We start from the raw sequence: 13683 nt of genomic DNA, 5'->3' as shown, positions 1-13683 counted from the left end.
AGTTGAGGAGTGTGCATCGTGATCAGCCCTGCATCCTGGACGCCTTGGTACCAGCCATTCGCGACGCCTACAGCACCGTCTCCGCCCGATGCTGCAATGCCGTCGCCGCCAGCCACGGCCGACTTCGATGTGCCGGACGCAACGGGCAAACCTGCCAAGACGACGACCGCGAGCATCGGCGTGTCGCCGGTGGTTCTCGCCTTTTTGCTGCGGATGCAGGAATTCAACCTCAAGGTCCTGTCGGGGACCGATGGCAATGACGTGATGCGTGCCGGGGGTGGCGCGCTGGTCGACGCCGGCGATGGCAACGACCGTATCCACGTCTGGTCAGACAGCGTGGTCGATGCAGGCGCCGGTGATGACGTGGTCAAGGCATGGTCGGGAGCCGGCTTCTTCGGCGGCTCAGGCAATGATCGCATCGATGTCTGGTCTGACAGTATCGTCGATGCAGGTTCGGGCGATGATTTCGTCAGGGCCTGGTCGAACGCCCGGGTGTCGGGTGGTTCCGGTCATGACCAGATCGCGGCATGGTCCGACAGCCAGGTCGATGGCGGCAGCGGCGATGACATGATCTCAGCCTGGTCAAACTCCATCGTCGCAGGCGGCGCCGGCAACGATGTCATCAGTGCATGGTCTAACAGCCGCGTGGCGGGCGGAGCCGGCGATGATGCGATTTCAGTGTGGAGCGATTCGGTGGTGAGTTTCGCCGCCGGCGATGGCCGGGACACAATCAACGCGTCGATGAATACGACACTCGAACTCGGCGCCGGGATTTCCCGTGACAAGACCCATGTCGCAATCTCGGGCAGCACGGCAACGATCACCTTCGATGGCAGCGAGGATCAGATCACGTTGAATCTCGATCCGCGCAGCCCCGCGATGCTGGCTTTTGCCGATGGCTCGACCATGGAGGTCAAGTCCGAACCCATCCGATTGATGCGCCTCGCCTGACGGCGAGGCTAGCCACGCGGGCGGCTTATGTTTCGGCCGCTGGAGCCACTGTCGGCGCCTGGGCCTTGCGCCTCGAGAACAGGATGCGCTGATACAGCCAGCCGATGGCCACCAGCACGAGGCCGAGGCACATGAAGGACAGTGCGCGATAGACGCCTGTCAGCGACGACATGTCGACTAGGAACGCTTTGAGGATCGTCAATGCGATGACCACGGCGGAGGCGAGCCGCGCGCGCTGCGAGTTGAACAGGATGCCGATGCCGAGCAGCACGACGCCAAAGCCGAGCCACGCGATCGACAACGTATATTGCTCGGCGTCGGTGATTGAAGCGTTGTAGAAGATCGGTCCGTGATAGATGCGGCGGATTTGCAGCGTCACATAGGCCAGCGCCAGTACGAGCGCACCGCCAGCGATGGTGTTGCCATAGGCGGGCTTGCGACGGCCCGCTACGGCGTAGGACAGCAGCAGAGCGAGCACCGCGGGCAGGGCATAGCCGAGCAGCAGCAGGTTGAAGATTACGCCGCCGACATCGATACGCCAGATGCCGGGATTGGTGATGAACAGCAACCCGCCGAGACTTGCGACGCCGGCGAACAATGTCAGCAGCCCGGCACTGACGCTGTGCACGATGCTGCGGCTCCGCTCCCACAGGCGTTCCAACCCGATTGCCATGGCCAGCGCGACGCAGACCTGCAGCGCGACTTCGGTGAGGCTCGAGGAGGACCGATAGACATCGCCGCCATTTACGAAGTGGCGGATCTCCATAAAGGCCAGCAGCACCGTGAACAGGATCGCTGCGGACTCCACCATGCGCAGCGGTGCATCGTCGCCGCGCCGGCGCATCAGGATGCTGGCGGCCCAGAACGATGCGGCGGGCACGCCGTAACCCCACAGCAGCCAGTTGAAGATCGGCGTGGTGCCGACGAGATCGCCGACAACGCGGGGTTCCCAGCCCATCCGGGCGACGACAATGCCAGCGAGGATGGCTGCGAGCCAGCGCAGGAACGGGATCGGCCGTTGCATGGAGATCCAGGCGGTGCCCAGCGCCATCAGCGACAGCGCGATGGTGAGCCAGCCCTTCTCCAGTGCAAAGGTCAGCCCCAGCGCCAGCGCGCCGAGCGTCCCGGTGGCGAACAGCGCGGTGGAGATCGTGAGACCCGGACGTGGCTCGCGCTTGCCGAGCAGTTCGGTGGCAGCCGCGAAGGCTGCGCCGATGATGATGGCGAGAATGGCGAAGGGGATCGAGCGATCGAGATGCGCGATGCGGGCATAGAGCGCGATCAGCAGCGCCAGCGGCGTGAATACCGCTGCGCCCGACCAGATCACCGGAATAACGGCGCTAACGGATCGGCCCTGTGCGAGGAAGCCGAGCACGCCGAAGCCGAGGGCGAAAACCGCCGCGGAGGCGAGATGCAACGACACCGAGCTTTCCACCGGGCTGGCGCCGATGCCCGCCAGTGGCCCGCCGGGCAGCACCAGCATGTCGAGATTGCCCTGGATGGCCCACGCCAGGAAGACCACGGCGACGAAGCCAGCGGCCACGGCAACCGCCGCGGTGGCCGCTTGTGCGTACCATGCGACGAACAGCGTGCCAGCGACGATCAGCGCGAAGGTCACCATGGCCATGTCGGCATGGAAGCTCGAGAGCACCACCAGTGTCGCGCTGAGCAGGCTCGCACTGAGGGCGCCTGACGAGATGCCTTCGATGCGGCCTTCTTCAGCCGGCGGGCCGTACAGGAAGCCGCAGACGACCAGCAGCGAGGCAAGCAGGAAGCCGGCCAGGACATGGAACGCATGAGGCGCGAGTGCCGGTGTGCCGGCGTCGAGGCCCGGCAGGGTCCACAGCGTCGCGAAGACGATGGTGGTCAGCGCCAGCCAGCGCCACAGCCGGATACGCGCGAGGCTGAAGGCAGCCGCCATGACGATGGCGAGATAGATATACAGCGCCCAGTAGTCCGGCTTGCCGGACGACACCAAAACCGGCGTGACGAAGGCGGCGGCAATGCCGAGGCCCGCGAGCGCCGGGCCGTGCAGCAATGCCGCGGCCATGGTGCACATGGCGACGATGCCGAGCAGGGCGAAGGCTGTGCCGGGGACGAGGAAGTTATACAGCGCATAGGCCGCATAGACTGTCGCAAAGGCGACGGCGGTGCCGGCCGCTGTGAGGATCGCCGGAATATTGGCGATGGGCAGCGGTGCAATCGCAGACAGGCTTTCCTTGCGGCGCGCAAATTCGCCGACGGCAAGCAGTGCCAAGGCGAACAGGCCGCCGAGCAGCACGCGCACTTCGGGGCCGAGCAGGCCGGCCTCGATGGAATAGCGCACCATGAAGAAGCCGCCGAGTGCCAGCGTGAGGCCGCCGACCCAGACCACCCAGCGCGTGCCGATGCGTTCCTCGAAGCCGGGGCCAGCCGTAGGGGCTTCCACAGGCGCGGCGGGTTCGGGCGCAGTGCGAGCAGGGACGTCCGGCTGGATCGAGGGGGCGGCCTCGCGGATTACCTCGGTCGATGTCTCTGAGAGAGCAGGTGCGGATGCAATGTCCGGTGCGGTCGCTGTGAGGTCCGGTGTTGCTGCGGCGATCGTGGTCGCCACACGCGGTATCGCCTCATAGGCGTCGACCCGGGCGCGCAGCACCTTCACTTCATTGCGCGCCTTGCGCGCGAAGATGAAGGCAACGATGGCAATCACTAGCGTGACGAAACCGAAATCATCGAACATCGACTATCAAACCTTCAGGAAGCAGGGCACACGCCAATCATGCCCCGGAACGGCGCCCGGGGACATGGCCATCGGTATGTGTTGTCGTGGAGAACTTTAGTTCACGCGCTGCGCGTAATTGCTGGAATTAATCCAGATCGAGGCGGAACGGCTTGCCGATCACGGTCAGATTGCCGGGGCCCATCTCGTCGAGCGCGCGGACCATACGGCCGCCGCGGCCCAGCGCCTTGTCGGCGAGGGTCACGAGCAGGCGGTTGGGGGAGGCGATTGGCGAGGCCGCGCGGATTCGCAGCGCGATGTCGCGCTCGTCGCGGTCCGGATTGAGCATGCAGGCGGCGGCAAAGGCGCTGGCGGTGGAACGCGAGATGCCGGCATAGCAATGGATCACCAGCGGCGAGGCGCGATCCCAGCCGCGGACGAAGTCTAGCACCTGCGTGATGTGGCCTTCGTTGGGCGCGACAAAGCCGTCCATCGCCTCGGTGATGTCGTCGACCTGCACCCTGAGATGATTGGCCTCCGAAATAGATGGCGGTCGCTGCACCTGCGCGACATTGGCCATGATGGTGAGCACGTGGCTCGCAGCCGTGTCCTTCACGGTGGGATGCAGATCGGCGAGCGAGCAGACGTGGATCATCGGGGAACCTTTTGTTGAGCGTCGTTATAACGCTCCGTTCTCTCCACGTCATGCCCGGGCATGACGGAGTTTAAATTACGCCAGCAGCGCCTCAAACCTTGCCAGAAACCGCTTCTCAGCCTTCCCCGCCGACCACGGCGTCAGGTAATCTTCCACCATGGCTTCCGAGAGGCCGGGATCCTTGCCGAACAGACGCTTTGCCTCGGCTTCCTTGAAGCCTGCAAGGCGTGTGGCTTCCAGATAGGCGGCGCCCATATCGGCGGCCTTGATCTGTTTGGTGATCCCGGGCTCCAGCGCCGGCGGCAGGCCGAAGCGGATGTGGATGGCGCCGAGCAGGCGATTCTCGATCACCTTGTAGTCGCCGCCAATCACCGCCTTGAACGGCGAGATCATGTCGCCGATGACATATTCCGGCGCGTCATGCAGCAGGGCCGCGAGCCGCACGCGCTCGTCGGCGCGCGGCATCTGCTCGCGCAACACGGCTTCCACGAGAAGCGTGTGCTGTGCCACCGAGAAAATATGCGCGCCGTGGGTCTGCCCGTTCCAGCGCGCGACGCGCGCGAGCCCGTGGGCAATATCGGCAATTTCGATATCCAGCGGCGAGGGATCGAGCAGATCAAGCCGCCGGCCCGACAGCATGCGTTGCCAGGCGCGTGTGGCGACGTCGCGGGAAAATCTTTGGTCGAATTTCGATTTGGCCATCGGTTCTTGTTCTTGAGTTTTTTGCTGCTACTTCGCCTTGAGGCGCGGCTTGCGCTTCAGGCCCATGCAGGCCTCGTGGCAAAAGCAGGTCACGAGATGATCGTTGACCATGCCTGTGGCCTCCATAAAGGCATAGACGATGGTCGGGCCGACGAATTTGAAGCCGCGCCCCTGCAGGTCTTTCGAGATCTTGGCCGATAGCGGTGTCGAGGCAGGCACGCTGCCATGGGTCTTGAAATTGTTGACCAGCGGCTTGCCGTCGACGAAGCCCCACAGATATTTCGAGAAGCCGGCGCCTTCTTCCATGATTTTCAGATAGCCCTTGGCGCTGAGGATCGCGCCTTCGATCTTGGCGCGGTTGCGCACGATGCCAGCATCATTCATCAGCGCGTGAACTTTTTTCTCGCTGTAGCGCGCGATTTTTTCCGGCTGAAAGTCATCGAATGCTTTGCGGAAATTGTCGCGCTTGCGCAGGATGGTGATCCAGGAGAGGCCGGCCTGGAAGCCATCGAGGATCAGCTTCTCGTAGAGCGCGCGGTCGTCATATTCGGGGACGCCCCATTCGGTGTCGTGATAGGCGACATAGAATGGATCTTCACCCGGCCACGGGCAGCGCGTCTTGCCGTCGGCATGCGTGATCGCGGGTTTGCTCATGCCGAGATCTTTTTCATGCGGGGGTCTTCTTCGTGGCTAGCGCGCGCACGGCAGCGGCGTCGGCGAGATGAATAGCGATGTCGCCGGCCAGGAAAGCGGCATCGGCATCGAGCGCATCACTGGCGCGGTCGGTGCGGATCATGGCGAGGCCACGGCCATCGGCAGACGAGCCCATGGTGCCGATGGGCTTGTCCGCAGCGCGGATTTCGGTGCCGGCGGCCGGCGCCGCGCCATCCAACGTGACGCCGACGATGCGCGTGCGCGCGGTGCCGCGATGCTGCATGCGGGAGACGACCTCCTGGCCGATGTAACAGCCCTTGTCGAAATCGACGCCGGAGAGCTTGTCCATATTGGCTTCGTGCGGGAACGCATCGCCATAGGCGAAGTCCGCGCCCCCACGTGGCACGCCGAGGCTGATGCGATGCGCCTCATAGGCCGGCGCATCGACCAGTTCGGCACCGACCAGCGCGGCCGTCTTCGCGGCGAGATCTGCCGGCACGAGGATGCGGTAGCCGAGCGCGACGTTGCGCGGATCGGCAAAGGCGAGGTCCGGCTTCATGCCGGGCTCGCCGTCCCACACCGCAAGCACGCCGAGCGCGTCGGAGAGATTTTCCACGGTCACCTTGGCGCGCAGCTTGTAGAAGCCGAGCTTGGTGGCCAGCGGTTGTGCCAGTTCGCGCGGGCAGTCGATCAGGAGGCCGCCGCCATGGCCGGCCGGCGCTTCGGTGATGAGGAAGTCGGCGATGATCTTGCCCTGGGGCGTTAGCAGCGCGCCAAACCGTGCGGTGCCCGGCGTTACCACCTCGATCTCGGAGGTTACGAGGTTGTTGAGGAAACCGCGGGCGTCGTCGCCGGCGATTTTCACCACACCCCGATCGGGGAGAAACGCTGCTTTCATTGGGAAAATCTCGAAAAATCCAATAAACGAGCCAGGAAACGAGGGTGAATCACGGCTGGCGGATATGACAGCTAAAGTTAAGCCGCTAAGATGCCGACAACAAGGCCCGCGCTCATCCTGCGCGGCATTCACAGGCTGTGACGAGACCAGATGACCCAGACATTCGATACGATTTTGAAGAACGGCACCGTCGTCAATCAGGACGGCGAGGGTGTGCGCGATATCGGCATTCGCAATGGCCGAATCGCGGCCATCGGATCGCTCGGTGCGGCCTCGGCCGCTGAAGTGATCGACTGCAAGGGGCTGCACATCCTTCCGGGCGTGATCGACACCCAGGTGCATTTCCGCGAGCCGGGCCTCGAGCAGAAGGAAGACCTGGAGACCGGATCACGCAGCGCCGTGATGGGCGGCGTCACCGGCGTGTTCGAAATGCCGAATACCAATCCGCTGACCATCGACGAGGCGACCTTCACCGACAAGGTGAAGCGGGGTCATCATCGCATGCATTGCGATTACGCCTTCTTCATCGGTGGCACCCGCGAGAACGTGAAGGACCTGCCGGAGCTCGAACGCGCGCCCGGCTGCGCCGGCGTGAAAGTATTCATCGGCTCGTCCACCGGCGCGCTGCTGGTCGAGGACGATGACAGCCTGCGCCGCATCTTCCAGGTCATCAAGCGCCGCGCCGCCTTCCATGCCGAAGACGAATATCGCCTCAATGAGCGCAAGAACCTGCGCATCGAAGGCGACACCCGTTCGCACCCGGTGTGGCGCGACGAGACTGCGGCGCTGATGGCGACGCAGCGGTTGGTCAACCTTGCGCGCGAGACCGGCAAGCGCATTCATGTTCTGCATATCTCGACGAAAGAAGAGATCGAATATTTGCGCGAGCACAAGGATGTCGCGTCCTGCGAGGCGACGCCGCATCATCTGACCATGGCGGCGCCGGAGTGCTATGAGCGCCTCGGCACGCTGGCGCAGATGAACCCGCCGGTGCGCGATGCCAGCCATCGCGACGGCATCTGGAAAGGTATCAGTCAGGGCATCATCGACGTGCTCGGCTCTGATCACGCCCCGCACACGCTTGAGGAAAAGAAGAAAGTCTATCCGGCGTCGCCCTCGGGAATGACCGGCGTGCAGACGCTGGTGCCGATCATGCTGGATCACGTCAATGCCGGCCGCCTGTCGCTGGCGCGCTTCGTCGATTTGTCGAGCGCCGGTCCCGCACGGCTCTACAACATCGCCATGAAGGGCCGCATCGCGGCGGGCTATGATGCCGACTTCACCATCGTGGATCTCAAGCGCACCGAGACCATCACCAATGACTGGGTAGCCTCGAAAGCCGGCTGGACGCCCTATGACGGTGTGAAGGTCACCGGCTGGCCCGTCGGCACCTTCGTGCGCGGCCGCCGCGTGATGTGGCAGGGCGAGCTGGTCACGCCGTCGCAGGGCGAGACGGTGAAATTCCTGGAAACGCTGAAGGCTTGAACTCTTCACCCTCCTCTGGAGGGGGAGGGCGATGCGAGCGAAGCTCGCAGCGGGGTGGGGTGAAATCACGAGCGACGTAGTGTGTGGCCTCACCCCACCCCGTCTCGCATCCGCTTCGCGGATTGCTCACCGACCCTCCCCCCTTCGGGGGAGGGTAAGAAATCTTACTGCCGTGCCAGTGTCAGCGAGAACTCGCCATTGCGCACGCGGCCCGGAAGACCCTCGACAAACTTCGCCACGGCGTCTTCGCCATAGGTGCCGACGAGCTCGGCAAAGGCTGCGAACAGGCTGGCCTGCGCGAGGCAATCGCCATCGACGCCGTCATGCCGTGCTTCCGCCCAGGCTTCGTTGAGATAGCTCAGCGCGGCCTGCTTCTGTTCCTGATCCGGTAGCGGATCGCGGGCGGGGCGGTACGACAATGATTCGCTCATGAAATTCCCAAAACGGTCTTCGGTGCGCATCAAAGCGAAGCGCGCCTCGCAAGTTCGAATCGAGATTTACCACGCGGAGCAGGTTCCGCGAGCGACATCTTTAAGAAAGGTTAACGACAGTGACTCACATTGTCCGACATTATGTTAACAGCGGGAACCGGTCATCTTGACCGGTTGAGGAAGCCTATGGACGCAAACAGTTTTTCGTCTTTCGCGAGTCCCGGCGATGCTGCGCGCGCAGCAGAGTTGCGCCGCGTCAAGGTGATTGCGGCGCTGGTGCTGGCGAGCTGTCTGGTGGTGTTCATAACGGCAAAAATCCTGCTGCCGATTCATCCCGCGTTCGGATTCGTTGCGGCCTTTGCAGAAGCGGCGACCATTGGCGGATTGGCGGACTGGTACGCCGTTGTCGCGCTGTTCCGTCGGCCGCTGGGTCTGCCGATTCCGCACACCGCGATCATCCAGGCGAATCAAAATCGCATCGCCGACAAGCTGGGTGAATTCATTGAGGTGCATTTCCTCGAAGCCGGGCCGGTCGAGGCCAAATTACGTGAGGTGGATTTTGCGAGTTTCGTTGCAGACTGGCTGAGCGATAAAAAGCGTAGCGCGGATCTCGCGCGTTTCTTGCTGCGGCTGTTGCCGGAGGCGATGTCGGCGACGGAAACGTCTGGTCTCAAGACCTTCATCACGCGCCGCGTGATGACCCAGCTGCAGTCGGTTGATCTCGCGCCCATCGCTGCCGGCACCATGCGCGGCTTCATCCGGGATGGTCGCCATCAGGGCCTGCTCGACAATCTGCTCGGCGCGATGCATGGCGCGCTGACCGAGCCGGACACGCTGGCTGTCATCAAGAACAAGATTCGCGACGAGCTGCCGACGTTGCTCAAACTCTATCGCGCCGATGCGTTCCTGCTGAAGCGCATCGTCGCGTCGGCCACGACCTTCTTCGATGATGTACGCAAGGATCCTGCGCATCCGTTCCGTGGTGAGTTCGACCGCATGCTGTTGTCCTTCGTCGATCGGCTGGAGACCGAGCCCGGCTTCACCGGTCGCATCGATGGGTTGAAACGCGATCTGCTGGCGCGACCCGAGCTTGCCGAACTTGGACGTAATCTCTGGAACAATGCGCGCAGCTTCATCGAGCGCAGTGCATCAGGTGAAAGCAATGTACTGGCGCATCATCTCGCCAATGTATTCGTCGAGGCCGGTGCAGCGCTGCGCGCAGATGCCGAGATGCGCGGCGAGATCAACCAGGGCATCGTCGTGGTGCTGCGCACGTTCATCGCCGATCAGAAAAGCGGCGTGTCGAGTTTTATCGCCGATCAGGTGAAGGGCTGGGACATGCAGCAGCTGATCGGTGTCATCGAAGTCAATATAGGCCGCGATCTGCAATATATCCGCTTCAACGGTTCGCTGATCGGCGGGCTCGCCGGGCTGGCTCTCTACACGATCGAATATTTTTTGCGACTGCTGTGAGAGCAGTTTCGCATTGCGGAAGTGAGGCGCGGGAGGGGGTATCGGGATGCGCTTGAACTACCGCAAACCCGACCTTAACTTGAGTGAACTGATAGTTGTTTCGGTGCGTTGTGTGATTCCCGCCCCGTGAGGCTGCTTTCAAATCAATCGATATGACCGGCCAACGCGCCGGCGAGAGGAAATCAGATGTCGGCTACGGCCCAGGCGCAACGTCCCCCATCGAAAACCCTGATGTTTCTTGAAGGCCGTGCGGTTCACGAATTCGGCGCCTTTCTCGGCGCGCTGCCGCTGTTGAATCTTGCGCCGCGTGGCGATGGTCATCCGGTACTGGTACTGCCGGGCCTTGTGGCCTCGGATGTTTCGACAGGTCCGCTTCGCACGTTCCTTAAGGGCCGCGGCTATGCCGTCAGCGGCTGGAAGCAGGGCCGCAATCTCGGTCTGCGCGACGGTGTGCAGGGCAGCATGGTCGAATTGCTGAAAGAGATGAACGAGACCCACGGCCGCAAGGTAAGTCTGGTCGGCTGGAGCCTCGGCGGCCTTTACGCACGCCAGCTTGCCAAGATGATGCCGGACCGCGTCCGCTCGGTGATCACGCTGGGCAGCCCGTTTGCCGGCCATCCGAAATCCACCAATGCCTGGCGCGTCTATGAATTCGCCAGCGGCAAACGCGCCGATAACACCGACGACGATTTCGGTGGTTCGCTTGCCGATACGCCGCCGGTCCCGACCACCGCGATCTACAGCCGCACCGACGGCGTCTGTGCCTGGCAGGGCTGCATGGAGAAGCAGTCGGCGATGTCCGAGAGCATCGAGGTCGAGAGCAGCCATTGCGGCATGGGCCATCACCCCGCCGTCGTCTATGCAGTGGCGGAGCGTCTCGCGCAAAAGGAAGGCGCGTGGGCACCGTTCGATCGCTCTGGCTGGCGCAGTTTGGTTTATCCGGATCCGAACAGATAGAGGCACACACTCCACTTTCCGCCGTCATTGCAAGCGTAGCGAAGCAATCCAGAAGGCCGCAAGCGAAGACTGGATTGCTTCGTCGCAAGGGCTCCTCGCAATGACGTGGAGAGGTTCGCGGGTTACTCAGCCGCCTTGGTCACGATCCTGATCTCAGATGTCAGTGTCCGGTGTACCGGGCACTTGTCAGCGATCTCCATGAGCTTTGCGCGCTGCTCGGCGTCGAGCTTGCCGTCGATCGTGATGACGCGCTCGATCTGGTCGAGCATGCCGTCCTTGGTCTCGCATTCCTCGCAATCCCTGGCGTAGATCTTCTTGTGGTTCAGCGTCACCGTGACGTGGTCCATTGGCAATGCCTTGCGTTCGGCATAGAGCCGCATGGTCATCGCGGTGCATGCGCCGAGCGCGCTGAGCAGCAGATCATACGGACCGGGTCCGGTGTCCTCGCCGCCGGCGGCGATCGGCTCGTCGGCGAGTATCTGATGCGGGCCGACAGTGATGACCTGCTGGAATTTGCTGGCGCGCGTCTCGCTCACCACCACCTTGCGCGGCTCTTCAGGCAGGCTCGCTACGGGCGTGACGGCGACCGCATTGAGATAGCGTCCGGCCCAGGCGGCGATGACATCGGCGACATAGATCGCGTCATGCTTTTGCGTGAGCAGATGATCGGCGCCGGCCAGCGAGACGAAGCTCTTGGGATGTTTGGCAGCGACGAAAATCTTCGTGGCGTTGTCGATGCCCACTGTGTCGTCGGTGGGCGCATGCATGATCAGCAGCGCCTTGTGCAGCCTGGTCACCTTTGTGATCAGATTGTGCTCGGCGATATCGTCGAGGAATTCACGCTTGATGCTGAATGGCCGGCCGGCGAGCTTGACTTCCACCTCACCCTTTTCGCGGATCGCGTCGACATGTTCGGCGAACATGTCGGTGACATGCGCGGGATCGGAGGGCGCCGCGATGGTGACAACGGCCTTGGCTTCCGGCACCTGTTCAGCGGCGGCGAGGATCGCGGCGCCGCCGAGGCTGTGGCCGATCAGGATTGCCGGTGCCTGGCGTATTTCCCGCAAATGGTCGGCGGCCTTTACGAGATCGGCGATATTCGACGAGAACGTGCTATTGGCGAAATCGCCCTCGCTGGAGCCGAGGCCAGTGAAGTCGAAGCGCAGCACGGCGATGCCCTTGAGCGTCAGCGCCGCGGAGATACGCCGAGCCGCGAGCACATCCTTGCCGCAGGTGAAGCAATGCGCGAACAGCGCATATGCATGGACAGCGCCATCGGGCAGGTCCAGCGCCGCCGCCAGCATATGGCCGGCCGCGCCGGGGAATTGAAAGCGTTCAGTTGGCACGGTGGGCTCCTGTCGTGACAGATGCCTCTTTCTACACCGATTCCATCCAATCAATCAGCGGGTACCCAACACCCGTGCGAAAATGAGGCCGAGCTGCCGCTCTCTTCGCGCTGCACCTCGGGTTGAACTTTAGTTCTGCGCGGCCACTCGAGCACGCGCTTGCCGGCCTCCGATGTCGGTGCTAGATGTCGGGTCATCGTACAACTTTTGGGGTGCGCAGCCGACACAAGCTGATGGACGGCGGGCCGGCACGCTCCTAGAATTGTGACAAGATCGACCCCGCAAAGGGGCGAACCAGAATAATGGCCAACGCGCCGCATCGGGAAATTCACAGGGAGGATTTCGTCCATGAAGAGAAGAGATGTCGTCAAAGGCGGACTGGCCGCGCTCGCGGTTGGCGCTACCGGTCTTGGGCGGTTCACGCCTGCGCAGGCGCAGGCCAAGATGGTCCTCAAGGCCTCTGACGTCCACCCGCTCGGCTATCCCACGGTCGAATCCGTGGTCCGCATGGGCAAGAAGCTGGATGCCGCCACCAGCGGCCGGCTCACCATCCAGATGTTTCCCTCCATGCAGCTTGGCGGCGAGAAGGAAGCCATCGAGCAGGCCCAGGTCGGCGCTCTGCAGATCGCGCGCATTTCCGTCGGCGCCGTCGGCCCCGTGGTCGATGACGTCAACGTCTTCAACATGCCGTTCGTGTTTCGCGATTCCAAGCACATGGAAGCGGTTCTCGATGGCGAGATCGGCACCGAGCTGCTGAACAAGATCACGGCCAACGAAAAAACCGGTCTGGTCGCGCTTGGCTGGATGAATGCCGGCTCGCGCAACATCTATAACAGCAAACGCCCGATCAAGACGCTCGCCGATCTCAAGGGTCTCAAGATCCGGATGATCGGCAATCCCTTGTTTATCGACACCATGAATGCGCTCGGCGGCAATGGTGTCGCCATGGGCTTCGATCAGGTGTTTAGCGCCATGCAGACCGGCGTCGTCGATGGGGCCGAGAACAATCTGCCATCCTTCGTGGCGCAGAACCACTTCCAGGTCGCCAAATACTTCTCGATGACAGAGCATCTGATCATTCCGGAATTGCTGGTGTTCTCGAAGGCATCATGGGCGAAGCTCACGCCGGACGATCAGGCGCTGCTGAAGAAATTCGGCCGCGAAGCGCAGCTCGAGCAGCGCGTGCTCTGGTACGAGGCGGAGAAGACCGCGCTCGACAAGATGAAGGAAGTCGGTACCGACATCGTCACGTCCATCGACAAGCAGCCGTTCCGCGATGCCGTGAAGCCGGTGTGGGACAAATATGGTGCGAAATACGCCGAGATGACCAAGCGCATTGCTGCGGTGAGCTAGCGGCATGTTCTCAATGTGTCGTCCCCGCCTTCGAGGGGACGACAGGATAGGCCAGCGCTTCCGTCGCGTTACCTGAGGTC

General features: G+C 62.8%; 12 protein-coding genes. 5 read left to right on the top strand and 7 right to left on the bottom strand.

Going from position 1 to position 13683, the window contains the following annotated elements:
- Window positions 1–18: 18 nt before the first annotated feature.
- Window positions 19–951 carry a hypothetical protein gene (locus AB8A50_RS17085; protein WP_439078391.1) on the top strand — a complete coding sequence of 311 codons (933 nt, stop codon included), beginning with the start codon at window positions 19–21 and terminating at the stop codon, window positions 949–951.
- Between the two features lie 25 nt (window positions 952–976).
- Here AB8A50_RS17085 and AB8A50_RS17080 read toward each other — a convergent pair whose 3' ends face one another.
- The 5 genes from AB8A50_RS17080 to ygfZ form a co-directional block, all read right to left on the bottom strand.
- Window positions 977–3670, bottom strand: coding sequence for a DUF2339 domain-containing protein (locus tag AB8A50_RS17080; protein WP_439078390.1), 2694 nt, complete (start codon window positions 3668–3670; stop codon window positions 977–979).
- Window positions 3671–3797: 127 nt separating this feature from the next.
- Window positions 3798–4304 (bottom strand): tyrosine phosphatase family protein, encoded by a 507-nt coding sequence (locus tag AB8A50_RS17075; protein WP_089265850.1) that lies wholly within the window; start codon window positions 4302–4304, stop codon window positions 3798–3800.
- A 75-nt stretch (window positions 4305–4379) separates the two neighbouring features.
- Window positions 4380–5006 carry a YfbR-like 5'-deoxynucleotidase gene (locus AB8A50_RS17070; RefSeq protein WP_439065046.1) on the bottom strand — a complete coding sequence of 209 codons (627 nt, stop codon included), beginning with the start codon at window positions 5004–5006 and terminating at the stop codon, window positions 4380–4382.
- Between the two features lie 27 nt (window positions 5007–5033).
- Window positions 5034–5660, bottom strand: a complete 627-nt coding sequence (locus tag AB8A50_RS17065) for a DNA-3-methyladenine glycosylase I (RefSeq protein WP_439078389.1) — start codon at window positions 5658–5660, stop codon at window positions 5034–5036.
- 13 nt (window positions 5661–5673) lie between these two features.
- A complete protein-coding gene (gene ygfZ, locus AB8A50_RS17060) occupies window positions 5674–6558 on the bottom strand; it encodes a CAF17-like 4Fe-4S cluster assembly/insertion protein YgfZ (protein WP_439078388.1) in 885 nt (294 codons plus the stop codon).
- A gap of 150 nt (window positions 6559–6708) precedes the next feature.
- Between ygfZ and AB8A50_RS17055 the strand changes: the two genes are divergently transcribed.
- Window positions 6709–8043 (top strand): dihydroorotase, encoded by a 1335-nt coding sequence (locus AB8A50_RS17055; RefSeq protein ID WP_439078387.1) that lies wholly within the window; start codon window positions 6709–6711, stop codon window positions 8041–8043.
- 164 nt (window positions 8044–8207) lie between these two features.
- On the opposite strand, the gene AB8A50_RS17050 is transcribed toward AB8A50_RS17055, so the two are convergent.
- Window positions 8208–8474, bottom strand: a complete 267-nt coding sequence (locus AB8A50_RS17050) for a hypothetical protein (protein ID WP_068730348.1) — start codon at window positions 8472–8474, stop codon at window positions 8208–8210.
- A 186-nt stretch (window positions 8475–8660) separates the two neighbouring features.
- Here AB8A50_RS17050 and AB8A50_RS17045 point away from each other — a divergent pair, with 186 nt between their 5' ends.
- Window positions 8661–9947: a DUF445 domain-containing protein gene (locus AB8A50_RS17045; RefSeq protein WP_439078386.1), complete on the top strand. Its 1287-nt coding sequence runs from the start codon at window positions 8661–8663 to the stop codon at window positions 9945–9947.
- A 186-nt stretch (window positions 9948–10133) separates the two neighbouring features.
- Window positions 10134–10904 carry an esterase/lipase family protein gene (locus AB8A50_RS17040; protein ID WP_439078385.1) on the top strand — a complete coding sequence of 257 codons (771 nt, stop codon included), beginning with the start codon at window positions 10134–10136 and terminating at the stop codon, window positions 10902–10904.
- Window positions 10905–11026: 122 nt separating this feature from the next.
- On the opposite strand, the gene AB8A50_RS17035 is transcribed toward AB8A50_RS17040, so the two are convergent.
- Window positions 11027–12250, bottom strand: coding sequence for a bifunctional alpha/beta hydrolase/OsmC family protein (locus AB8A50_RS17035; RefSeq protein ID WP_439078384.1), 1224 nt, complete (start codon window positions 12248–12250; stop codon window positions 11027–11029).
- A 348-nt stretch (window positions 12251–12598) separates the two neighbouring features.
- Between AB8A50_RS17035 and AB8A50_RS17030 the strand changes: the two genes are divergently transcribed.
- Window positions 12599–13603, top strand: coding sequence for a TRAP transporter substrate-binding protein (locus AB8A50_RS17030; RefSeq protein WP_089265858.1), 1005 nt, complete (start codon window positions 12599–12601; stop codon window positions 13601–13603).
- Window positions 13604–13683 lie beyond the last annotated feature (80 nt).

The sequence above is a fragment of the Tardiphaga sp. 841_E9_N1_2 genome (assembly GCF_051811065.1).
GTDB lineage: Bacteria > Pseudomonadota > Alphaproteobacteria > Rhizobiales > Xanthobacteraceae > Tardiphaga > Tardiphaga robiniae.
The sequence above is the reverse complement of the archived record's forward strand: the minus strand, read 5'-3'. Positions and strand labels throughout refer to the sequence as shown.

Bases quoted from the DNA above. Each gene is read 5' to 3' on its own strand.
- AB8A50_RS17080 (WP_439078390.1), bottom strand. From the start codon at position 3,670: ATGTTCGATGATTTCGGTTTCGTCACGCTAGTGATTGCCATCGTTGCC.
- AB8A50_RS17075 (WP_089265850.1), bottom strand. From the start codon at position 4,304: ATGATCCACGTCTGCTCGCTCGCCGATCTGCATCCCACCGTGAAGGAC.
- AB8A50_RS17070 (WP_439065046.1), bottom strand. From the start codon at position 5,006: ATGGCCAAATCGAAATTCGACCAAAGATTTTCCCGCGACGTCGCCACA.
- AB8A50_RS17065 (WP_439078389.1), bottom strand. From the start codon at position 5,660: ATGAGCAAACCCGCGATCACGCATGCCGACGGCAAGACGCGCTGCCCG.
- ygfZ (WP_439078388.1), bottom strand. From the start codon at position 6,558: ATGAAAGCAGCGTTTCTCCCCGATCGGGGTGTGGTGAAAATCGCCGGC.
- AB8A50_RS17055 (WP_439078387.1), top strand. From the start codon at position 6,709: ATGACCCAGACATTCGATACGATTTTGAAGAACGGCACCGTCGTCAAT.
- AB8A50_RS17050 (WP_068730348.1), bottom strand. From the start codon at position 8,474: ATGAGCGAATCATTGTCGTACCGCCCCGCCCGCGATCCGCTACCGGAT.
- AB8A50_RS17045 (WP_439078386.1), top strand. From the start codon at position 8,661: ATGGACGCAAACAGTTTTTCGTCTTTCGCGAGTCCCGGCGATGCTGCG.
- AB8A50_RS17040 (WP_439078385.1), top strand. From the start codon at position 10,134: ATGTCGGCTACGGCCCAGGCGCAACGTCCCCCATCGAAAACCCTGATG.
- AB8A50_RS17030 (WP_089265858.1), top strand. From the start codon at position 12,599: ATGAAGAGAAGAGATGTCGTCAAAGGCGGACTGGCCGCGCTCGCGGTT.